This is a genomic window from Pseudomonas sp. S2_B07, assembly GCF_054668435.1.
This window is the reverse complement of sequence record NZ_CP162769.1, coordinates 4822122-4843144: the sequence shown is the minus strand read 5'-3', so window position 1 is coordinate 4843144 and position 21023 is coordinate 4822122. Positions and strand designations below refer to the sequence as shown.

At 58.5% G+C, this 21023-nt stretch carries 21 protein-coding genes; 10 read left to right on the top strand and 11 right to left on the bottom strand.

Annotated elements, in window-relative coordinates; all coding sequences use genetic code 11:
* Positions 1-4: 4 nt before the first annotated feature.
* Genes AB4N43_RS22325 through AB4N43_RS22315 form a run of 3 tightly spaced genes read left to right on the top strand, consistent with a single transcriptional unit; the run spans position 5 to position 2897 of the window.
* Positions 5-1921, top strand: coding sequence for an alkaline phosphatase D family protein (locus AB4N43_RS22325; RefSeq protein WP_027922728.1), 1917 nt, complete (start codon positions 5-7; stop codon positions 1919-1921).
* Between the two features lie 14 nt (positions 1922-1935).
* On the top strand, positions 1936-2433 hold the full coding sequence (locus AB4N43_RS22320) for a P-loop NTPase family protein (RefSeq protein WP_027922727.1): 498 nt from the start codon (positions 1936-1938) through the stop codon (positions 2431-2433).
* A gap of 11 nt (positions 2434-2444) precedes the next feature.
* Positions 2445-2897 carry a bleomycin resistance protein gene (locus AB4N43_RS22315; protein WP_460151947.1) on the top strand — a complete coding sequence of 151 codons (453 nt, stop codon included), beginning with the start codon at positions 2445-2447 and terminating at the stop codon, positions 2895-2897.
* A 144-nt stretch (positions 2898-3041) separates the two neighbouring features.
* On the opposite strand, the gene AB4N43_RS22310 is transcribed toward AB4N43_RS22315, so the two are convergent.
* Positions 3042-4217 (bottom strand): aspartate aminotransferase family protein, encoded by a 1176-nt coding sequence (locus AB4N43_RS22310; protein WP_027922725.1) that lies wholly within the window; start codon positions 4215-4217, stop codon positions 3042-3044.
* 102 nt (positions 4218-4319) lie between these two features.
* On the opposite strand from AB4N43_RS22310, the gene AB4N43_RS22305 reads away from it, so the two are divergent.
* Together AB4N43_RS22305 and AB4N43_RS22300 are read left to right on the top strand one after the other, a co-directional pair.
* Positions 4320-5225 carry a LysR family transcriptional regulator gene (locus AB4N43_RS22305; RefSeq protein ID WP_027922724.1) on the top strand — a complete coding sequence of 302 codons (906 nt, stop codon included), beginning with the start codon at positions 4320-4322 and terminating at the stop codon, positions 5223-5225.
* A gap of 75 nt (positions 5226-5300) precedes the next feature.
* Positions 5301-6314, top strand: coding sequence for a sensor domain-containing diguanylate cyclase (locus AB4N43_RS22300; protein ID WP_059182192.1), 1014 nt, complete (start codon positions 5301-5303; stop codon positions 6312-6314).
* Between the two features lie 20 nt (positions 6315-6334).
* Here AB4N43_RS22300 and msrA read toward each other — a convergent pair whose 3' ends face one another.
* The 3 genes from msrA to msrB are packed head-to-tail and all read right to left on the bottom strand — an operon-like array spanning position 6335 to position 9395.
* Positions 6335-7039 carry a peptide-methionine (S)-S-oxide reductase MsrA gene (msrA, locus tag AB4N43_RS22295; RefSeq protein ID WP_059182191.1) on the bottom strand — a complete coding sequence of 235 codons (705 nt, stop codon included), beginning with the start codon at positions 7037-7039 and terminating at the stop codon, positions 6335-6337.
* 30 nt (positions 7040-7069) lie between these two features.
* Positions 7070-8833, bottom strand: a complete 1764-nt coding sequence (locus AB4N43_RS22290) for a cytochrome c biogenesis protein DipZ (protein WP_059183054.1) — start codon at positions 8831-8833, stop codon at positions 7070-7072.
* Positions 8834-8876: 43 nt separating this feature from the next.
* Positions 8877-9395, bottom strand: coding sequence for a peptide-methionine (R)-S-oxide reductase MsrB (gene msrB, locus AB4N43_RS22285; RefSeq protein ID WP_059182190.1), 519 nt, complete (start codon positions 9393-9395; stop codon positions 8877-8879).
* Positions 9396-9547: 152 nt separating this feature from the next.
* Here msrB and AB4N43_RS22280 point away from each other — a divergent pair, with 152 nt between their 5' ends.
* The 4 genes from AB4N43_RS22280 to AB4N43_RS22265 all read left to right on the top strand — a co-directional run bounded on the left by AB4N43_RS22280 (position 9548) and on the right by AB4N43_RS22265 (position 13200).
* Complete coding sequence (locus AB4N43_RS22280; protein WP_027922719.1) at positions 9548-10264, top strand: response regulator transcription factor; 717 nt, start codon at positions 9548-9550, stop codon at positions 10262-10264.
* On the top strand, positions 10261-11778 hold the full coding sequence (locus tag AB4N43_RS22275; protein WP_027922718.1) for a sensor histidine kinase: 1518 nt from the start codon (positions 10261-10263) through the stop codon (positions 11776-11778). The genes AB4N43_RS22280 and AB4N43_RS22275 overlap by 4 nt, the downstream gene beginning before the upstream one ends.
* A gap of 66 nt (positions 11779-11844) precedes the next feature.
* A complete protein-coding gene (locus AB4N43_RS22270) occupies positions 11845-12360 on the top strand; it encodes a hypothetical protein (protein WP_027922717.1) in 516 nt (171 codons plus the stop codon).
* Between the two features lie 135 nt (positions 12361-12495).
* Positions 12496-13200 (top strand): hypothetical protein, encoded by a 705-nt coding sequence (locus tag AB4N43_RS22265; protein ID WP_027922716.1) that lies wholly within the window; start codon positions 12496-12498, stop codon positions 13198-13200.
* 57 nt (positions 13201-13257) lie between these two features.
* Here the strand turns inward: AB4N43_RS22265 and AB4N43_RS22260 are convergent, their stop codons facing one another.
* Complete coding sequence (locus tag AB4N43_RS22260; protein WP_027922715.1) at positions 13258-13752, bottom strand: RidA family protein; 495 nt, start codon at positions 13750-13752, stop codon at positions 13258-13260.
* 121 nt (positions 13753-13873) lie between these two features.
* Here AB4N43_RS22260 and AB4N43_RS22255 point away from each other — a divergent pair, with 121 nt between their 5' ends.
* Complete coding sequence (locus AB4N43_RS22255) at positions 13874-15283, top strand: aminotransferase-like domain-containing protein (RefSeq protein WP_194940607.1); 1410 nt, start codon at positions 13874-13876, stop codon at positions 15281-15283.
* Positions 15284-15371: 88 nt separating this feature from the next.
* Here AB4N43_RS22255 and AB4N43_RS22250 read toward each other — a convergent pair whose 3' ends face one another.
* The 6 genes from AB4N43_RS22250 to cyoA all read right to left on the bottom strand — a co-directional run bounded on the left by AB4N43_RS22250 (position 15372) and on the right by cyoA (position 20951).
* Positions 15372-15911, bottom strand: coding sequence for a hypothetical protein (locus AB4N43_RS22250; protein WP_194940608.1), 540 nt, complete (start codon positions 15909-15911; stop codon positions 15372-15374).
* Positions 15912-16102: 191 nt separating this feature from the next.
* A complete protein-coding gene (cyoE, locus tag AB4N43_RS22245; protein WP_027922713.1) occupies positions 16103-16990 on the bottom strand; it encodes a heme o synthase in 888 nt (295 codons plus the stop codon).
* An 11-nt stretch (positions 16991-17001) separates the two neighbouring features.
* Positions 17002-17343, bottom strand: coding sequence for a cytochrome o ubiquinol oxidase subunit IV (cyoD, locus tag AB4N43_RS22240; protein WP_027922712.1), 342 nt, complete (start codon positions 17341-17343; stop codon positions 17002-17004).
* Positions 17343-17969, bottom strand: a complete 627-nt coding sequence (locus AB4N43_RS22235) for a cytochrome o ubiquinol oxidase subunit III (RefSeq protein WP_027922711.1) — start codon at positions 17967-17969, stop codon at positions 17343-17345. The genes cyoD and AB4N43_RS22235 overlap by 1 nt, the downstream gene beginning before the upstream one ends.
* Positions 17970-17972: 3 nt before the next feature.
* Positions 17973-20003, bottom strand: coding sequence for a cytochrome o ubiquinol oxidase subunit I (gene cyoB, locus AB4N43_RS22230; RefSeq protein ID WP_027922710.1), 2031 nt, complete (start codon positions 20001-20003; stop codon positions 17973-17975).
* Between the two features lie 3 nt (positions 20004-20006).
* Positions 20007-20951, bottom strand: a complete 945-nt coding sequence (gene cyoA, locus AB4N43_RS22225; RefSeq protein WP_027922709.1) for a ubiquinol oxidase subunit II — start codon at positions 20949-20951, stop codon at positions 20007-20009.
* Positions 20952-21023 lie beyond the last annotated feature (72 nt).

Below are 21023 nucleotides of genomic sequence, written 5' to 3'. Positions count from 1 at the left end.
CCGGATGTCCGTATCTCTGCCTTTGTCTGATGACTGCCACTCACTGCCACCGGTGCTGGTCGGCCCGCTGTTGCGGCGGCTGGAACCTGCGCGGCTGGTCATGTGGCTCGTGGGATCCCGGGCGCTGTCGCTGACGTTGCGCCTGCAAGACTGCGCCGACATCCGACTGGATGCCGGACAGTGCACCGTCATCCCGATCGGCACTCACGCGTTTATCCACTTGATCGATGTGCCGCTGGCGACCGCCCTGCCCTGCGACACCGTGATCGAATACGACCTGTTGATCGACGGGACGGGCATCGCCGAGTGGGCCCCGCATTTGCTCTACGGCGAAGCACGCTGCCCGAACTTCGTCCTGCGCTCGCGCATTGATCAATTGCTGCATGGCTCCTGCCGTAAACCCCATCACCCGGCCACCGATGGCTTGCTCTGTGTCGACGGTCTATTGGCAACGGAACATGACGCATCGCAACGCCCGGCGCTGTTGATGATGAGCGGCGATCAGATTTACGCCGACGATGTCGCGGGACCGATGTTGCGGGCAATTCATGCCTTGATCGAGCGGTTAGGACTGTTCGAAGAACACCTCGAAGGCGCCGTGGTCAGCGACAGCGCCAAGCTTTATGAGCACCCGGCCAGCTACTACCACCGTGCGGATTTGTTACCGGCGCTCAAGAGCAATGAAACCCTGCGTGATCGATTTTTCGGCGGCGCGCGCAAGCCGATCTTCACCAGCAGCAGTGCCGACAATCACTTGATGACGTTCGCTGAAGTGATGGCCATGTATTTGCTGGTCTGGTCGCCGACGCCCTGGAGATTGATCGCCCCGCAACCGCCTGCGCTGACGCCTGAGAGACGCAAGCGTTATGCCGCTGAACAGACCCATATCGATGGCTTCAAGTCCGGCCTGGGCGGTGTCGCCCGGGCCATGGCGCATCTGCCGTGCCTGATGATCTTCGATGACCACGACATCACCGACGACTGGAACCTTTCCGCACAATGGGAGGAAACGGCCTACGGCCATCCGTTCTCCAAGCGCATCATCGGCAACGCCTTGATCGCCTACATGCTGTGCCAGGGTTGGGGCAACAACCCCGATGCGTTCAGCGATGTGCTGGAAAAAACCCGTTTGCTCAGCGTCACCGGGGCCGACCGTTACCTCGACAGTCCGGTGCAGGATGACTTGATCGATGCGCTGTTGAGCTTTCAGCAGTGGCATTACGTGCTGCCCACCACCCCCGCCCTGGTGGTGATCGACACCCGCACCCGGCGCTGGCGCAGCGAGATGAACCTCAAGCAACCGTCGGGCCTGCTGGACTGGGAAGCCCTCAGCGAGCTGCAACAGGAACTGCTCGATCATCCGTCGGCGATCATCGTGTCACCCGCGCCGATCTTCGGCGTCAAACTGATCGAAACCGTACAGAAAGTCTTCAGCTGGTTCGGTTATCCCCTGCTGGTGGACGCCGAAAACTGGATGGCCCATCGCGGCGCGGCGCAAGTGATCCTGAACATCTTCCGACACTCGCGCACACCGGGTAACTACGTGGTGCTGTCCGGTGATGTGCATTATTCCTTCGTCTACGAAGTGCTGATCCGGCACCGTAAGGCCGGCCCGAAAATCTGGCAGATCACCAGCAGCGGCATCAAGAATGAATTCCCGCCGAGGCTGCTCGAATGGTTCGACCGCCTCAACCGCTGGCTCTACTCGCCGCGCTCGCCCCTCAACTGGCTGACCAAACGCCGACGCATGCGCATCGTCCCGCACATCCCCGAACACGCCGAGGCCGGCGAACGGCTATGGAACTCGGCAGGCATCGGCCAGGTGTACTTCAATGAGAAAGGGCAACCCCAGGATATCTATCAGCACAACTCAAACGGCTCGCCCAAGACCCGGATGGTTGCGCCTGAACATGACGACTGAAACGGCGAGTCACCATGAACCTCACCCGCACGCTGATCATCGGCAACTCCGGCGCCGGCAAAAGCTGGCTGGCGGAGCGATTGGCCGCACAACTCAAGGTGCCATGGATCGATCTCGACCTGATTTACTGGGTGTCGGACGAACACAGCATCGCCCGCCCATATGCCGCGGCACTGGACATAGCGCGGGTGGCGGCCGCTGAAGATCAGTGGGTGATCGAAGGTGTTTATGGCTGGATTGTCAGAGAACTTATCCACAGGGCAACGGCGCTGATCTGGTTGTGTGTGGATGACGACAGCTGTGTGGCCAATATTCGTCAACGAGAACATAGACCGGACAATGACGAGTTGCTGATAGCGTTGGTGGAATGGGCCGCCAGTTATCGGATGCGCGAAGACGCCAGTGGGTTTACCGTACACCGGCAATTGTTCGCAACGTTCACGGGCTCAAAAATCAAACTCATGGATCGAGGTGAAATCAGCGCTTTCGCCAAGTCCTCCCACACGGTTTAACAAGGATAGGAATGTTTGCACGGAGCAAGTTGGTCCCCGAACTGATGGTCATCGACCTCAAGAACAGCCTTCATTTCTGGACCTCATTGATCGGTTTCAAGATTGCTTACGAACGCCCGGAAGCGGGTTTCGCCTACCTCGATAACAACGGCGCACAGATCATGCTGGAGCAATATGCTCCGGATGACGGCCAGTGGGTGACGGGCGCATTGGAAGCACCGTTTGGTCGAGGTATCAACTTTCAGATCACCGTCGACCTCGTCGAACCGATACTTGAGCGATTGTCGGAAGTCGAATGGCCACTGTTTCGCCCGCGCGCCGATGTCTGGTATCGCGCCGATGCAGTGGAGGTCGGGCAACGCGAATTTCTGGTGCAGGATCCGGATGGGTATCTGGTTCGGTTGGTGGAAAGCTTGGGGGAGCGGCCGTATTCAGATCTGTCTGCTGCCGAGGAGACGGCCTAACTACTACGCTCTCCTGCTAACGCAGAACGCCTGATCAAATCGATTGGTGGCCTGCGCGCGGGGAAGACTAACGCCGGAAAACTTATAGAAGAGTGAACATTTGATCGTTCCCACGCAGAGCGCGGGAACGATCGGGAACGTGTGTCAGGCAATGGTCACGGCCCGACAAACGCCTCTGACAACCATCTCCACTTCCCGCTCATCAATCGTCAACGGCGGCAGCAAGCGAATGGTTTTCCCGCGTGTCACATTGATCAGCAAACCATGATCGCGCGCGGCGATCAGGGTCAGGTCGCGGATCGGTTGCTTGAGTTCGATGCCAACCATCAAGCCTTGACCACGGATTGCCAGGACGTTCGGATTGTCCGCCAATTCGCTGCGTAATCTGGCGAGCAGACGTTCGCCCTGAAGCCTGGCGTTGTCCAGCAGACCTTGTTCTTCGATGATGTCCAGCACGGTGCAACCCACACGGCAGGCCAGTGGATTGCCACCGAACGTGCTGCCATGACTGCCCGGAGTGAACAAATCGGCGGCTTTGCCCCGGGCCAGGCAGGCACCGATGGGGATGCCGTTGCCCAGCCCTTTGGCCAGGGTCATGACGTCCGGAACAATACCCTCGTGCTGGAACGCGAACCATTGGCCGGTGCGGCCGATGCCGGTCTGGATTTCGTCGAGCATCATTAGCCACGAGCGTTTGTTGCAGAGTTCGCGCACCGCTTTGAGATAGCCCGGCGGCGCCAGCTGCACACCGCTTTCGCCCTGGATCGGCTCCATCAGGACTGCCACGATTCGTTGACCGTGGGCTTGCTGCACGGCATCCAGTGCACTGAGGTCACCGAACGGGACCTTGACGAAATCCCCCGGCAATTCATTGAACCCCAAGCGCACGGCCGGGCCATCGCTGGCGGATAACGTGCCCAGCGTCCGGCCATGAAAAGCATTTTCCATGACCACCACCAGCGGCTGCTCGACGCCTTTGTGCCAGCCATAAAGCCGTGCGAGTTTCAGCGCGGTTTCGTTGGCTTCGGCACCGGAGTTGTTGAAGAACGCCCGCTCCATGCCGGACAACGCTGTCAGCCGCTGCGCCAACCGTTGTTGCCAATTGATGCTGTAGAGGTTGGACGTGTGCAACAGCAAACCGGCTTGCTCAGTGATCGCCGAGACGATTCGAGGATGGGAGTGGCCAACGTTAGTCACCGCCACGCCCGCCACGGCGTCCAGGTATTCACGACCCGCGTCATCCCAAAGGCGCGTGCCCACCCCTTTGCTGAAACTCAGGGCCAGCGGTTGGTAAGTGCTCATCAGGCAGGCGGCGGTCATGGCATCAAGCTCCATCAATGGTCGGTGTTTTTGCAGTATGGTTAGCCACCTGAGCTGGATAAACGCTGCAATACTTCAATCATCTTAAAGCCGAGCTTGATAATGGATTTGTTCCAGGCAATGACCGTTTACGTACGCGTGGTGGAAGCCGGCAGCATGACGGCCGCCGCGCAGCAGTGTGAAATGTCCACGACCATGGTCGGCAATCACCTGCGGGCGCTGGAGCAACGCCTGGGTGTACGCCTGCTCAACCGCACGACACGGCGCCAGCGCCTGACGGAGTTCGGCTCGGCCTATTACCAGCGTTGCCTTGAAGTATTGGGATTGGTCGCCGATTCCGAACGCCTGGCTGAACAGAGTCAGGACGCGCCCAGTGGCACCTTGCGTATCACGGCACCACTGACCTTCGGCACGGAAAGACTCGCGCCTGCGCTCAGCGAATTTTCGCTGCAATGCCCACAGGTCAAACTGGACGTGGTGCTCACCAACGGGCGCCCTGACCTGCTCGAAAACGGCCTTGATGTGGCGTTTCGCCTGGGCGCCATTGAACCATCGAACCTGATCGCCCGGCCGCTGATCGACTACACCCTGACCATGTGCGCATCACCGGAGTACCTGGCACGCCGATCTACGCCGGAAAAACCCGAAGACCTGCAACATCACGATTGCTTGTCCTTTGCCTACCCGGTCGGGGATGACTGGCAATCGGTCGAAAAACAATGGCGCCTGAGCGGGCCCGAAGGCGAAGTGATGGTGGCCGTCAGTGGTCCGATGTTGATCAACAGTTCGGCGGGGTTGCATCAGGCGGCCCGTACCGGGATGGGCATCGTGATGCTGCCCGATGCGCTGGTGGAACAGGACCTGCTCAACGGAAAACTGGTGGCATTGATGCAGCACTATCAACTGCCGAGCCGGCCCATGCACCTGGTGTACGCCCAGGATCGCTACCGGCTGCCGAAATTACGCCACTTCGTCGACTTTGCCATGCAGTTGTGGGGCAAACACTAGCCGTGGCAATGCGCCATGAACTAATCTCGACCCCCAGGCGAATCAATTGATATTTGCGCGTCAGGGAGAGCGGTGATGGGGGAAGCATCAAATATCACGCCGTTGAAATTCAATGTGTCAGATTTTAGCGAAGACCTGCTCCACACCATTCTGGAGCTGGTCAGCGATGGCATTTGGGACTGGAACGCCAACACCGGTTTTGTTTACCGCAACCCTGGTTGGTACAAGATGCTCGGCTACGAGCCTCATTCCCTGGACAACACCGCGTTGACCTGGGAAAACCTCATCCACCCTGACGATTACCCCCGCGTCATGGCCGTGTTTGATGACTACCTGAAACAGCGCGCCCCCACCTATCAAGCCGAATATCGCTGCCGCATGCTGGACGGCAGCTACACCTGGATCGAAGACCGCGGCTATGTGCTGTCCCGCAATGCCGACGGCACGGTAGCGCGGATGGTCGGCGCGCACCGCAGCATCGACGACAAGCGACGTCTGCTCGAGGAACTGGAGCGACGCGCTCATTCCCTTGAAGCCATCGTTGAAGAGCGCACCCGGGAATTGTCCCGGGTCAATCAGCAGCTGCAGATTCAACTCGAAGAGAACCGCAAACTCGCGGAAACCGACACGCTTACCTCCATCGCCAATCGCTACCTGATGGAAAAAAGCCTGCCTCAGGCATGCGAACGCGCCCAGCGCTTTCGACGCCCCCTGTCCCTGATCGCCATGGACATCGACGACTTCAAGATCATTAACGATCACTACGGCCATGCCTTGGGTGATGCCGCCATCGTGCAGGTGGTCGAGGGCGTGAAGCACTTCGTGCGCGAAGGCGATCTGCTGGCGCGATGGGGCGGTGACGAGTTCATCATGATCCTTCCCGATACCCCGTTGGCTGACGCCAGACTCCTGGCCGAAAAAATCCGCGATGGCCTGTCGAGCCTGCCCCCGGTGGGCGCGTTTCACGTGACCATGAGTTTTGGCGTGGTCCAGCGTTTTGAGGAAGAACAACAGACCGGGTTGCTGGCTCGGGCTGATCAGGCGCTTTATCGGTCGAAGGTGTCGGGCAAGAATATGATTTCGGGGTAACCCCCCGTTATCGCTTCCACTCACATCCCCGCCTTCACCAACACCGGCTTCTCCTGATAACGATCGGGATACAACTGCTTCAACTGCGCCACTTTCGGTAGATCGTTGATCACGATGTACGGATAGGTCGGGTGCTCGGTCAGAAAATCCTGGTGCTCCTCCTCCGCCGGGTAGAAGCCGTTGTAGGTTTCCAGCTTGGTCACTATAGGTTTGTTGAACGAATGAGCAGCGTCGAGCTGGGCAATGTAAGCCTGGGCGACGCGTTGCTGTTCGGTGTTCTCAGTGAAAATCGCCGACCGGTATTGAGTGCCGCTGTCGGGGCCTTGGCGGTTCAGTTCGGTGGGGTTGTGGGCCACCGAAAAATAGATCTGCAGCAGCGTCCCGTAACTGACCTGAGTCGGGTCGAACGTGACCTCGACGGACTCCGCGTGGCCGGTATCGCCCTCGCTGACCCGTTCATATTGGGCGGTGTTGGCCGCACCGCCGGCGTAACCGGAAACCGCTTTCTTCACGCCTTTAACGTGCTGGAAAACGCCTTGGACGCCCCAAAAACACCCGCCGGCAAACACCACTTTTTCGCTGTGGACCTGGGTCGTTTCATCCAGCGCCGGCGGAGGGATGACGACGGCTTCTTCGGCTCCGAACGAGAACGCCGAGCACTGACTGATAATGCCGGCAGCGGCCATCCCCAACAGGGTGCGGCGCCAGGTGAACAGGGTTTTCATGGAGCAGACTCCTCAACAAATGAAATGACTTCAACCGAACGTAAACGCGTACGCCGAAACACCCGGATCGAGAAACTCGATGCTGAACGTGCGGTCGGTCACGCCGCCGCTCTGGCGTACCAATTGATACAAACGCTGTGAATTCACACGGCCGCTGCCATCGGGTGCCACATCAGTGCCGTGGGCATCGCCTGGGGCTTTGCCGTCAATGAGCACTTTGAATCGCACCGGTTTACCGTCGGCACCGGGGCCCAGTACCAAGTGCAGATCACGGGCATGGAAGCGATAAACGATGCGACTGGCTGGCGCGCTGGAAGTCGCACGCTCTGAACCGACATTCCACTTTCCGTCCAGGCTCCAGTCGTTGAGTGCCAGCTCGGCGGGAGGGCTGTACGCGGCCACTTTGTCAGGCACAAGGCCGGTTTCGGGGACGAAATGCTCCGCCCGCTGGAAACCGACATAGGTTTCCGGTGATTGCACTTCGCTCATGTCCGGCGCGAGCTGAACCCCTGTCGCCTCCGCGTTGATCAAACCGTCCGCGACGTTCACCGTGCCCGCTTCACGCAGCAGTTGCTGGATGACCCTTTCCGATTCGGCGTATTCGCCTTCACCAAAGTGGTGATAACGAATGCGCCCCTGAGCATCGGCAAAGTAGTGAGCCGGCCAGTATTCGTTGTTGAAGGCACGCCAGATCTTGTAGTCGTTATCGATGGCCACGGGGTAGTTGATACCCAGGTCCTTCATGGCCTTGGTGACATTACCGACGTCGCGCTCAAAGGCGAATTCAGGGGCATGGACGCCGATCACCACCAATCCCTGATCGCGATACTTCTCGGCCCAGGCTTTCACATACGGCAAGGTGCGCAGGCAGTTGATGCAGGAGTAAGTCCAGAAATCCACCAACACAACTTTGCCCTTCAAGGCCTGCGCGGTCAGAGGTGGGGAATTGAGCCATTGCACCGCGCCATCCAGCGCTGGGAGATTGCCTTCAATCGGCAACGCGCCCGATGCCTTGTCACTCGCTTTCATCGCGCCACCCGCGGCCATCATCGCCCCGCTGTTGTTCGGCGACTTGCCGGCCAATCGGCCCACCAGGGCTTGCTCGATCCCGCCGGTGGACGCGGTCGAAACCCGTGCCAGAATCCCGGTATCCAACCCCAGGGCAATCGCGGCGACACCCGCCAGCATGGCGGCCCCAAGACCGCGCCGAACCCATTCCCCGGCGCCAATCGAGCGCTTCATTGCCGCGAAGACTTTACCGCCGAGCAGCAGTGCCACGGCGAGCGACGTGGCGGCACCGGCCGCGTACGCCAGCAGCAACAGCGTGGTTTCGATGCTGGCTCCTTGCAGCGCCGCCCCGGTCAGCAACAGACCCAGGATCGGCCCGGCGCAAGGCGCCCAGAGCAAACCCGTGGCGACGCCGATCAGGAACGAAGCGCCGGGACGCGGCCGGGCATCGGCGCCGGCGGCTTCCGACAATCGACTGCCGGCCGCCACCAGTGGCCGAGTCAGACGCTCGGCGAGTCGTGGCAGCAGCAGCGTCAGCCCGAACAGTGCAACGAACAGCAACGCGAGCCAGCGACCGTACTGATTGACTTGCACCACCCAACCGCCGCCCACCGCCGCCAACGTCGCGACCAGGGCGAAGGTCAACGCCATCCCCGCCAACAGCGGCAAGCCACTCTTCATAAACGGCTGCCCGGTTCGCGCGAAGACAAAGGGCAGCACCGGCAGAATGCAGGGGCTGACAATCGTCAGGACACCACCGAGATAAGCGAGAACCAAAAGCCACATAGCGTCGACCTGCATCAAGTGAGTGAAATGAAATGCCCATGAATCAAGCTGCCTGTGGCTCGAACGTCAGCGCCAGACCGTTCATGCAATAACGCAGGCCGGTAGGCTTGGGCCCGTCATCGAAGACATGCCCCAGATGACCGCCACAGCGCCGACAGTGGACTTCTTCACGCAGCACGCCGAAAGACCGGTCCTGACGAGTGGCCACCGCTTTGTCCAGGGGGGCCCAGAAACTCGGCCAGCCGGTGCGACTGTCGAACTTGGTATCGGATGAGAACAGCGGCAGATCACACCCGGCGCAGGCGAAAACGCCCTCGCGATGCTCATTGTTCAACGGGCTGCTGTAGGCCCGCTCGGTGCCCTCTTTACGCAGGATTTCGTACTGCTCGTCACTGAGCATGGCGTGCCATTCGCTGTCGCTGTGGGTCACCTCGAATACCTCCGCGGCACTGGCATCACTGACCAGTGCGGTACTGGCGGCAAATTTTGGCAACACACCGATCACCAAGGCTGCAGCGCCCAGCCCGCCGCCCGCTACAAGAAACTGTCGCCGTGAAAACATGGCCTTCTCCAAAATTCCCGATGCCTGATAAGGAACACAGCCTAGGCTTGGGTTGATCGCCAAATCCTCACGAGCAGTTAAACAATTCGTGATAACTCGGACTGAGGAAAACCCGCACAATGTGCCCATTGCGCTACAAAGGATTGAGCTTTATGGAACAGACCAAACGCGTCCTGGTGGTCGAGGACGACCTGCACATCGCCGACCTTATCTGCCTGCATCTTCGCGATGAGCAGTTCGAGGTGGTGCACTGCGCCGACGGTGACGAAGGCATGCGCCTGTTGCAGCAAGGAAGCTGGGACGCGTTGATCCTCGACCTGATGCTGCCCGGTGTCGATGGCCTGGAAATCTGCCGTCGGGCACGGGCGATGGCCCGCTACACCCCGATCATCATCACCAGCGCACGCTCCAGCGAAATGCACCGGATCCTGGGGCTGGAACTCGGCGCCGACGATTACCTCGCCAAACCCTTTTCGATGCTGGAACTGGTCGCCCGGGTCAAAGCGCTGCTACGCAGGGTCGACGCCATGGCCCGCAACCTGAAGATGGACTCGGGCAGCCTGATGACGGACGGCTTGTCCATAGACCCGATCACCCGCGACGTTTCGCTCGACGGTCGTCGCCTGGACCTCACGCCACGGGAATTCGACCTGCTGTATTTCTTCGTCCGCCAACCCGGCAAAGTCTTCTCGCGCATGGATTTGCTCAATGCGGTCTGGGGTTACAGCCATGAAGGTTACGAACACACGGTGAACACCCACATCAATCGTCTACGGGCCAAGATCGAAACCGATCCGGCGCTGCCCGCGCGCATCCTCACGGTGTGGGGGCGTGGCTACAAATTCGCCGTCAAGGAGGAGCAGCCATGAGGCTGACCCTGACACAACGCCTGTCCCTGGTGTTCGCCATTCTGTTGCTGGTGTGCTGTGGCACATCGGCCTGGATGCAAGTGCGCTCCAACAAGATGCATGAACTGGAAGTGGTCCAGGGGCTGTCGCGCGATCTGGCGCAACACATCGCCCATGACACGGTGCTGATGGACAGCAGCGGCTTGATGCCCAATGCCATTCGTGAACTGTTCAGCAAACTCATGCAGGTCAATCCCAGCGTTGAGGTTTATCTGCTGGACACCGAGGGCAAGATTGTCGGAAGCGCCGCACCGGAGGGACGGATACGTCGGGAGCGGATCGATCTGGCCCCCGTCCAGCGCCTGCTCAAAGGCGATGCCCTGCCGATTCTCGGTGATGACCCGCGCAGCGCCGACGGGCGCAAGGTGTTCAGCGCTGCGCCATTGCAGGTCAACGGCCAGCCCGCCGGTTACCTGTATGTGGTACTGCTCAGCGAAGAACACGACCGCTTCGCCGAACGCGGTGCCACCAGCGCCGCACTCAATACCGCCCTGTTGTCCATCGGTCTGGTGGCATTGCTGTGCCTGATTGCCGGTCTGACGGCATTTGCCCTGATTACCCGACCGCTGCGGCGCTTGACCGAAAGAGTCAGTCAGTTCGACATCGACGGCGTGCCCTCCACACCGCCCACCTCCGAGCCGATGGAAAAAGCCGCCAGTCACGATGAAATCGCCGTGCTGGACGCCGCCTTCCGGCAGATGCAAACCCGCCTCAGTGAACAGTGGCGCTCGCTGACGCGTCAAGACCAGGAACGCCGCGAACTGGTGGCGAACATTTCCCATGACCTGCGAACACCACTGGCCTCGCTGCATGGATACCTGGAAACCCTGTCGCTCAAGGACGCCACGTTATCCCCCGTCGACCGGCGTCGCTATCTGGGCATCGCCCTCGATCAAAGCCGCAAGGTGGGAGGCCTGGCGCAATCGCTGCTGGAACTGGTCAGGCTGGAACACGGTTTTGTGCAACCGGTGCTGGAGCGCTTCTCACTGACCGATCTGGTGCAGGACATTTTCCAGAAATTCGAACTGACCGCCGAAGCGCGCCAGATCGAACTGAAGGCCACTTTCGCCCCTAACGTTTCCGCCGCCTGCGCCGACCTGGGATTGATCGAGCGCGTGCTGACCAACCTGTTCGACAATGCCCTGCGCAACACCCCTCAAGGCGGAGAAATCGAGCTGAGCCTGCGCCCTCAGGGGCCATTTATAGAAGTCACGGTCAGCGACACCGGCCCCGGCATCGCTGCGCCGCTGCGCGAAGGCCTGTTCCTGCGTCCCTTCAACATTGGCGGTGCACGGCGCGATGGCGGGTTGGGGCTGCGCATCGTGCATCGGATCCTGCAGTTACACGGACGTGAGATCCAGCTGATCGATCTGCCCGGACGAGGCGCGACCTTCCGCTTCTCCTTGCCGGTGGATCAGCAAACGGCGGAACAATGGGCGGTTCACTCGATGAACCTGAATTCGATGGGGAAATAGCCGACCGCACCTGCTCCGGTAACGACTATTATCCCGGCACTTGTTTTTCGGCATGGACGCTGCGTGATGCTCAATACCCTGCAACACACCCCGCTGTGGGTTTATGCGGTATTCCTGGTGCTCTGCTACTACGGAATCAAAGCGCTATCCCCGACTGAGGAAAGCAAAACCTCGCTACGCGTGACTCCGCCGATCTTGCTCGGCTGGTCGCTCTATTCACTGAACCTGTCGTTGAACCCCACCGCCTCCCTCGGTTGCTGGTTGATCGCCGTTGTTCTGGGAGGTCTGGCTGCGCTGGTGCTTTCCCAAAGCAGAGGCGTCGAACTCAATAAGCCGAAAACCGGACTGGTCGTGCCGGGAACAGCGAAAACCCTGGTGCTCTACCTGCTGTTTTTTGCCGTGAACTACTACTTCGGCTACCAGGATGATGTTCACCCGGAACAGGCCACCACGCTTGAGATGTTACTGCTCAAGGCCTCCGCATCCGGGTTTGTCTGCGGATTGATCAGTGGTCGCTCTTTGCAGTTTTATCGGGCGCTATCAGCGCTTCAGTCACAACGACCGCAAATGGCCATCGACTGAGGCCTTCTCGCAAAAATCATGACCAACCGCCTGTTCATCCGTGACAACTCGGCGTGGGTCCAATAGATTAGGCGACCTGAAAAGGCCCTGTGCTTTCTCGCCTCAATTCAAGTTAAAAGAAGTAGTGAAATTTCAATGTCCGATTCCAACACCGCTGAATCCGTAGTCACCCTGTCGTCCAAAGCGGAATACGAAAACTCCATCAATCTTTCACAGCATGTGCCTCAGGCCAAGACCATCAGCGAGATGGTCCTGGACGCTTTTCAATCCACCCGGGAAAGCGACCAGATCCGCGAACTGCGCGCCGCAATTCGCCAGGCACACGACAGCTTCGACGACGATAAAGCCTATGAACTGATGGGCGAACTCAAACAACTCAAGGACGCGGAAGCGGCCGACATTGCCGCTCTCGAAGACCTGAGCAGCAAATTCCCGATCAGCCGGATTCTCTCCAGCTTCAAGGATGACCCGGCGTTTCAGGAAATCGTCTACGGCCTCGCGCTGAAAGTGCTGAACCAGACTCACCAAGCCATCAGCAACCCAAGCAGTGGCAAAAGCAAAGTGGCTCGCGCCAAGAAAGACCTCGAAGTGTTCACCATCAGCAAGGACGGCATCAACGTCACCCTGCCACTGCGCACCCCGCGTTCAAGCCTGAACGTTGACCGCAAAGCGTTGGAGTTCCTCGGCTTTACCTTCGTCGGCGAAGGCGAAGACGCCGTGATTGAAAGCGAGACGTTCCTGGATAACGCCGGCGTCGAACAAGCGGTCAACCGCAAGAACATCATCACCGCACTGCAGCAACAAACCGCGTTCGACGGCTACAGCATCGCCGCGCAGTAACACGGCCCAACCCAAAAGCCCCGCCCTTGCAGCGGGGCTTTTTATTGCCTGCAAAAATCAGGAAATCGAAGGATGCAGCGCCGCAATCATGTCCACTTCCACCGGCGCGTTTTTCGGCAACTGATAAACACCGACCGTCGTGCGCGTATGTTTGCCAGCATCGCCCAACACTTGGGTGAAGACATCCGACGCGCCGTTGGCCACCTCACTGAGGTCGACGAAATCGAACGTGGATTTCACATAAACGGTGACACGAAGCAGGGCCTTGACGTTATCCAGTGAGCCGACGGCCTCGCGGATCAATGCCAGACCGCGTATCGCGCTGATGCTCGCGGCCTCTTGGGCATCGGCCAAATTAAGCTCCAGGCCCACCCGGCCCGGGTACTGGATTTTGCCGTTCATGCGCGGCACCAGGCCACTGACATACAGCTCATCGACATGCCGAAGCAGTGGCGCGTAATGCCCCCCGGCCGCGTTCTCGTCGTAGATATCGAAGCCATGCTCTTTCGCCATCTCGAGGAAACGTTCGTCGCGGGTTGTTTGCCTAATCATCTACTGAGCCCTCTTGATCCACCATACAAACGCGATTTTGATGGTAGAGACAGACGCTTCTCTTGATCAGGGCAAGTTCGTATAGAATCCAGCGAACTTTACTGCCAGGGAGACCAGTAAAATGCAGGCTCAACGCGCTGTGATCGCCGCCATCGAGTTCCAGCCGGGGGTGCCGCTGGTGCAGCAGATTGTCGATCAGCTGTCCGAAGCCATCAGCCAGGGAGGCCTGCCGCACGGGGCCAAGTTGCCGCCGATTCGCGAACTCTCCGAATTGATGAACGTCGGAAAATCCACCGTGGTGGACGCCCTCGACCGATTGCGGGCCAAGGGACTGGTGGTCTCACGCCAGGGCTCGGGGCATTACGTCCACCGGGCAAGCACTCAGCCCCCAACCGCTACTGCCCCAGACCTGCAACCGCAAGACACCCTCAGCCGTGTCCGCCGTGCGATTCTTGTGGATAACGACGCTCTACGTCCCGGTTGTGGATTTCTACCCGGCTCGTGGTTACCGGCGGATGAACTGCTCAAAGCCGTGCGCGGCACCCTTCGTGCGACATCGCTGCGCATGGGCGAATACGGTGAGGTCGGCGGTTACCGGCCGCTGCGCGAGGCATTGCGGGTCAAGTTGTCGGGCTTCGGCATCGAAGTGCCGGTGGAACAAATCATCACCACCGCCAACACCATGCAGGCCATCGACCAACTGATGCGCCTGTTGATAAAACCCGGCGATACGGTGCTGCTCGACGATCCGTGCTACTTCAACCTGCACACCAATCTGGCGTTGCACGGCGCCAAGGTCCTCACCGTTCCCCGCGATTGCAGCGGGCTGGATCTGGAGACGTTCGAGCACCTGCTGATCGTCCACCGCCCCGTGCTCTATATGACCAACAGCACCTTGCATAACCCGACCGGGCACTCGTTTTCGGCGGCGCAGGTGTATCGCCTGCTGGAGTTGAGTCACCGCTACGGTTTTCACATTGTTGAAGATGACCTGTACGGCGATCTCCAGCAACGACGCACCCCGCGCCTGGCCGCCAGCGGGCTCGACAATGTCAGTTACGTGTCCGGTTTCTCCAAGACCCTGACGGCCAATAGCCGGGTCAGCTACGCAGTGCTCTCGCCGCAACTGGCCGCACGGTTGATCCGCTTGAAGATGAGCTGCGGCGGCGTGACTTCAGAGTTGGCGGAACAAATTATCTGCACGATGCTCACCAACGGCACTTACGCCAAACACACCCGCCGCACCGTCGATCGCCTCTACGAATCGAGCAGCCGCGTGGCGCGCTGGCTGGTAGAGGCCGGATGCTCGGTGTCTTCGCTGCCGGGCGAAGGCCTGTTCATCTGGAACCGTTTGCCCGAAGGATTGCACGCCGAGACGCTGGCCAGTAAAGGCCTTGAAAACGACCTCGTCCTGGCACCCGGCACGTTGTTGAGCAAAGCGGCTGATGCCAACAGCTTCCTGCGCTTCAACGTCGCGCACAGCGATAGCCCGCAGGTGCGGGAGGGGTTTTTGCGATTGCTTGATAGCTGAGTTTTTCTGATAAACCGAGTCGCGGCCCACCAGAAAAGCCCCAACAAAAAGCCCCGCTCTTCTCTCGAAGGCGGGGCTTTGCTTTATATTATGGCAACAAGTTCTCCATTGATGAAAAAGACGTCGCCAAGTTTCTATATATCAACTCATCATCCTTATCAATATCCTTATCACCGTCCGCATCTATTGTATCTATGACAGTTCGATATCTTCCATACGAATCGCGATTTGACGCCTTAACAATAAAATCAGGATTTTTGAGATCTCTATTACCTTTTTTGTAATGCATAATATTGACGTCTTGCTCACTATGATCAGAAAATGCAATCAAAACCCGATCAAACAGTCTATTACTCTCATCCATTGGACTTAGGGTGGCCATCTCTGCCACCAGCCTGGCTGCGATCATGTAGTAGGATTGGTCGTCTTCATCATGATCACCATCTCCATCCGCATCGTTCGTAGCGGAAGTGATGTCATACTTCCAATCATCATTGGAAGAATATATTGTAATCCTGGTATTTGGATTATCCAGGCTGTAATTTCCTTCGTCATAACGAGACATTACAACTTCTGGTTTCCCGGCGCCGTCCGTATTTATGAATTCATAAAGTTGTTTATATTTCATATCAACACCTCAGCTTTCCATGTGATTTGTAAATACCCTCCTTTAAAAAATACTCCGCCCCACCGTACCTATCTACTGTCAAAGCTGACAGGTGGTTATCTAACCAGGAACACGATCAACGCATCAATGCAGCAACAAAAAAGCCCCGCACTTCTCTCGAAGGCGGGGCTTTTGTTTACAGCATCCGACGCTTAAGGCGCGTACGTCAGCAGCAGCTCGGTCGGCACTTTGAAGTCCAGGGACATCATCACGCTCAACGCGGTAATGGTGAAGATCGAGAACACGAACAGCTTGCGTGCCCAAACCGTGTCATCCACTGCCTTGTAACCGGTCCAGGCCATGTACAACCAGTACATGCCCATGGCCGCGGCGACGGCGAGGTAGCTCATGCCGGCGTAGCCGCTGAAGGTCAGCATCAAGGTCGCCACAAGGAAGGCCAGGATGTAGATCAGGATGTGCTTCTTGGCCACCTGGATTCCGCGCTTCACTGGCAGCACCGGAATCGATGCGGCCAGGTAATCGTTGAAGCGGAAAATCGCGATGGCGTAGGAATGCGGCATCTGCCACAGGCTGAACATCACCAGCAACGTCAGTGCGGCCATGTCGAAGCTGTTGGTCACAGCGACGTAGCCAATCACCGGCGGCATGGCGCCCGACAGACTGCCCACCAGCGTGCCGTGAACCGACTTGCGCTTGAGGTACAGGCTGTAGAAGCCGACGTAGATGACGAAACCGATCACGGCGAACAGCGCGGCCAACGGGTTAGCCACCTTGTACAACAACGCAACGCCGGCAACACCCAGGACGGTCGCAAAGGCCAGGGCCAGTTTCAGGGAAATCAAGCCCTGGACCAGCACGCGGTTCTTGGTGCGTTCCATCTTCAGGTCGATGTCGCGGTCGATGCAGTTGTTGAACACGCAACCGGAAGCCACCACCAGGGACGTGCCGATCATGGCGGCCAGGAAGATGGCCAGATCGACATGCCCTTTCGAGGCCAGGAAAAATCCGCCTGCCACAGAAAGCACGTTACCGAAAATGATCCCCGGTTTGGTGATTTGGATAAAGTGCTTAAAGGACATCCGGACTTTCCTCAGTGCGCCATCATGACGGTGTGGATGCTGAACATGATCCACAGCGACAGGCCTACCAACAGGACGATTACCAATGCAGCGAAGACAAACGCGATCACGTTGTTACGCTGGGCAGCGGAGCGGTCCAGGTGGAGGAAGTACACCAGGTGCACGAGCACCTGGATCACGGCGAAGGCCAGTACGATCCACAGGGTCATGGCTTTCGGCAGCGACGGGTACATCACCAGGCCGAAAGGAATGATCGTCAGGATCACCGACAGGATGAAACCGATGGCATAGGACTTGACGCTGCCGTGGCTGTCGTCGTGGCCGTGGCCATCGTGGGAGTGTGCATTAGCCATTACAGGGTCCCCATCAGGTAAACAACGGTGAATACGCAGATCCACACCACGTCCAGGAAGTGCCAGAACAGGCTCAGGCAGCTCAGACGGGTCTTGTTGGTCGCCGTCAGGCCGTTTTTCTGGACCTGATACATCATGATCGCCATCCAGATCAGACCGCTGGTCACGTGCAGACCGTGGGTGCCGACCAGGGTGAAGAACCCGGACAGGAAGCCGCTGCGGTTAGGACCGTAGCCTTCGGAGATCAGCATGTGGAACTCGTTGATCTCCATGCCGATGAAGCCCAGGCCGAACAGGAAGGTGATGGCCAACCAGCCCAGTACCGCCTTCTTGTTGCCCTTGAACAACGCCAGCATGGCGAAGCCGTAGGTGATCGAACTGAACAACAGGCAGGCGGTTTCGCCCAGCACGTATGGCAGCTCGAAGATGTCGTGGCCCGACGGGCCACCCGCTACGTTATTAACCAGTACCGCGTACACCGCGAAGATCGACGCAAACAGAATGCAGTCGGTCATCAGGTAGAGCCAGAAACCGAATACGGTCATCTCGCCCGAGTCGTGGTGATGGTCATCGTGCCCATGTCCATCGACATGGGTGTGTCCAGCATTGGTCACTAAGTTCGACATGGTTTAAGCCTGTTCCAACGAGGTTTCAACACGGGTGGCAGTGGCCGGGATTTTCCCTGCGGCTACCAGACGTTTGCGCTGCTCGGCTTCGGTGCGCTCGATCACGTCGACCGGCACCATGTAGCCCTGGTCATCACGGGCAGCGTGGATCACGAAGTAGATCACGGCGCCGGCGAGGCCGAAGATGGCCATCCACCAGATGTGCCAGATCATCGCGAAACCGAACACGGTCAACAGAGCACCCATGACCAGGCCGGTCGCGGTGTTGTTTGGCATGTGGATCGGCTCGTACTTGACCGGAGTCTGGTACGCAGTACCGTCTTCCTTGGCTTCAGTGAACGGGTCGATGCAGTCGGCTTTTGGCAGTACGGCAAAGTTGTAGAACGGTGGTGGCGACGAGGTCGACCATTCCAGCGTGTGGGCATTCCACGGGTCACCGTGTTCGCACATGTTTTCCGGCTTCTTACGGTCACGAACACTGACGTAGAGCTGGATCAACTGGCAGGCGATACCGCAGGCGATCATGACCGCACCGAACATGGCCACGTACAGGTACGGCACCCACTCAGGGTTGGTGGTGGCGTTCAGACGACGGGTCATGCCCATGAAGCCCAGAGCATAGAGCGGCATGAACGCGACGAAGAAGCCCGAGATCCAGAACCAGAATGCTGCCTTGCCCCAACCTTCGTGCAGCTTGAAGCCGAACGCTTTAGGGAAGTAGAAGCCGAAACCAGCGATATAGCCGAACACGGCGCCGCCGATGATCACGTTGTGGAAGTGAGCAATTACAAACAGGCTGTTGTGCAGGACAAAGTCAGCACCCGGAATGGCCAGCAGTACGCCGGTCATGCCGCCGATCGCGAAGGTCACCATGAAGCCCAGGGTCCACAGAACCTGGCTGGTCATGCGCAGACGGCCCTGGTAGATGGTGAACAGCCAGTTGAATAGCTTCACCCCCGTCGGGATCGAGATCAGCATCGTCGCCAGACCGAAGAAGGCGTTGACGTTGGCACCCGAACCCATGGTGAAGAAGTGGTGCAGCCAAACCATGAAGCCCAGGATCGAGATCGCGCCCGAGGCGTAGATCATCGAGTGGTGGCCGAACAGTTTCTTGCCGGAGAACGCCGAGATGACTTCGGAGAAGATCCCGAACGCCGGCAGAATCAGGATGTAAACCTCGGGGTGACCCCACGCCCAGAACAGGTTGACGTACATCATCGGATTGCCACCAAGTTCATTGGTGAAAATGTGGAAATCCATGTAACGGTCAAGCGTCAGCAGTGCCAGGGTAGCGGTCAGGATCGGGAAGGAAGCGACGATCAGAACGTTGGCCCAGGTGCAGGTCCAGGTGAAGATCGGCATGTCCATCAGTTTCATGCCCGGGGTACGCATTTTCAGCACGGTGGCCAGGAAGTTGACCCCGGTTAGCGTCGTACCTAGCCCGGATAGTTGTAGCGCCCAGATGTAGTAGTCCACACCCACGCCAGGGCTGTAGCCCAGTTCCGACAGCGGTGGATACGCCACCCAACCGGTACGGGCGAATTCGCCGACACCCAGGGACACGTTCACCAGCACGACGCCAGACATCAGCAGCCAGAAGCTCAGGGAGTTCAGGAACGGGTAGGCAACGTCACGCGCGCCGATCTGCAGCGGCACTGCAAGGTTCATCAGGCCGGTGAAGAATGGCATCGCCATGAAGATGATCATGATCACACCGTGAGCGGTGAAGATCTGGTCATAGTGCTCAGGCGGCAGGTAGCCCGGCGAGCCTTCGGTGGACAGGGCCAACTGGGTACGCATCATGATGGCGTCGGCAAAACCGCGCAGCAGCATGACCATGGCGACGATGATGTACATCACGCCGATTTTCTTGTGGTCGACCGAAGTCAGCCATTCGGACCACAGGTAGGTCCACTTCTTGAAATAGGTGATTGCAGCGAACACGCCCAGACCGCCGAGCGCGATCATGGCGATGGTCACCATCACGATCGGTTCGTGGAACGGGACCGCTTCCCAACTTAATTTACCAAACATCGTTTACTCCTCTGCCCCGGCAGCTGAATGCGAACTCATGTCCATCCCTTCCATCTGGGCCACTTCTTTCTCTTTCTTCTCGTGGTCCACTTTCGGACCTGGTTTCATGCCTTCGTACTTGTCGACGATGGTCTGGAACAGGTTCGGCGTGAACGAGGAGTAGAGCGCTACTGGATTGTTCTGGCTTGGTTTGGAAAGGGCTTCGTATTCAGCTTTTTCAAGCTGTTTAGGTGCCTTCTTGACATCACTGACCCAGGCATCGAAGTCCGCCTGAGAGGTGGCGATTGCTTTGAACTTCATGCCGGTGAAACCCGCGCCGCTGTAGTTGGCGGAGATCCCGTCGAATTCAGCGTTCTGGTTGGCAATCAGGTGCAGCTTGGTCTGCATGCCCGCCATCGCGTAGATCTGACCGCCCAGGCCCGGAATGAAGAACGAGTTCATCACGGTGTCGGAAGTGATCTGGAAATTGATCGGCGTGTTGGCCGGGAAGACGATCTTGTTGACCGTGGCAATCCCTTGTTCCGGATAGATGAACAGCCACTTCCAGTCCATCGATACCACTTGAATGGTGATCGGCTTGACGTCGGATTCCAGTGGTTTGTACGGGTCCAGAGCGTGGGTCGACTTGTAGGTGACATAACCCAGGGCAATGATGATCAGCACTGGAATAGCCCACACCGCGATTTCAATCTTGGTGGAGTGCGACCACTTCGGCGTGTAGACGGCGTCGGTGTTGGAGGCGCGATATTTCCAGGCGAACAGGAAGGTCATGACGATGACCGGTACCACGACAAGAAGCATCAGCAGCGTTGCGGTGATGATCAGGTTTCGCTCGTCCAGGCCAACCTGGCCCTTGGGATCGAGCAAGGTCATGTTGCAGCCTGACAGCAACAATGTGCCAATCAGCGGCAATAAGCCTAGTAGTCTGGGGTACCTGTTTTTACTCATCTCACGACCTCTAAAGCAGCTTGCGCAATGCAGTTGGGTTTTGATCGCCAACACTTCACCCTGCCAAGGGTT

Bases quoted from the DNA above. Each gene is read 5' to 3' on its own strand.
- cyoE (WP_027922713.1), bottom strand. From the start codon at position 16,990: ATGTCCTTTAAGCACTTTATCCAAATCACCAAACCGGGGATCATTTTC.
- AB4N43_RS22305 (WP_027922724.1), top strand. From the start codon at position 4,320: ATGGATTTGTTCCAGGCAATGACCGTTTACGTACGCGTGGTGGAAGCC.
- AB4N43_RS22280 (WP_027922719.1), top strand. From the start codon at position 9,548: ATGGAACAGACCAAACGCGTCCTGGTGGTCGAGGACGACCTGCACATC.
- AB4N43_RS22325 (WP_027922728.1), top strand. From the start codon at position 5: ATGTCCGTATCTCTGCCTTTGTCTGATGACTGCCACTCACTGCCACCG.
- AB4N43_RS22320 (WP_027922727.1), top strand. From the start codon at position 1,936: ATGAACCTCACCCGCACGCTGATCATCGGCAACTCCGGCGCCGGCAAA.
- cyoB (WP_027922710.1), bottom strand. From the start codon at position 20,003: ATGTTTGGTAAATTAAGTTGGGAAGCGGTCCCGTTCCACGAACCGATC.
- AB4N43_RS22255 (WP_194940607.1), top strand. From the start codon at position 13,874: ATGCAGGCTCAACGCGCTGTGATCGCCGCCATCGAGTTCCAGCCGGGG.
- AB4N43_RS22250 (WP_194940608.1), bottom strand. From the start codon at position 15,911: ATGAAATATAAACAACTTTATGAATTCATAAATACGGACGGCGCCGGG.
- AB4N43_RS22270 (WP_027922717.1), top strand. From the start codon at position 11,845: ATGCTCAATACCCTGCAACACACCCCGCTGTGGGTTTATGCGGTATTC.
- msrA (WP_059182191.1), bottom strand. From the start codon at position 7,039: ATGAAAACCCTGTTCACCTGGCGCCGCACCCTGTTGGGGATGGCCGCT.
- AB4N43_RS22275 (WP_027922718.1), top strand. From the start codon at position 10,261: ATGAGGCTGACCCTGACACAACGCCTGTCCCTGGTGTTCGCCATTCTG.
- AB4N43_RS22260 (WP_027922715.1), bottom strand. From the start codon at position 13,752: ATGATTAGGCAAACAACCCGCGACGAACGTTTCCTCGAGATGGCGAAA.
- AB4N43_RS22235 (WP_027922711.1), bottom strand. From the start codon at position 17,969: ATGTCGAACTTAGTGACCAATGCTGGACACACCCATGTCGATGGACAT.
- cyoA (WP_027922709.1), bottom strand. From the start codon at position 20,951: ATGAGTAAAAACAGGTACCCCAGACTACTAGGCTTATTGCCGCTGATT.
- AB4N43_RS22290 (WP_059183054.1), bottom strand. From the start codon at position 8,833: ATGTGGCTTTTGGTTCTCGCTTATCTCGGTGGTGTCCTGACGATTGTC.
- AB4N43_RS22265 (WP_027922716.1), top strand. From the start codon at position 12,496: ATGTCCGATTCCAACACCGCTGAATCCGTAGTCACCCTGTCGTCCAAA.
- cyoD (WP_027922712.1), bottom strand. From the start codon at position 17,343: ATGGCTAATGCACACTCCCACGATGGCCACGGCCACGACGACAGCCAC.
- msrB (WP_059182190.1), bottom strand. From the start codon at position 9,395: ATGTTTTCACGGCGACAGTTTCTTGTAGCGGGCGGCGGGCTGGGCGCT.
- AB4N43_RS22315 (WP_460151947.1), top strand. From the start codon at position 2,445: ATGTTTGCACGGAGCAAGTTGGTCCCCGAACTGATGGTCATCGACCTC.
- AB4N43_RS22310 (WP_027922725.1), bottom strand. From the start codon at position 4,217: ATGACCGCCGCCTGCCTGATGAGCACTTACCAACCGCTGGCCCTGAGT.
- AB4N43_RS22300 (WP_059182192.1), top strand. From the start codon at position 5,301: ATGGGGGAAGCATCAAATATCACGCCGTTGAAATTCAATGTGTCAGAT.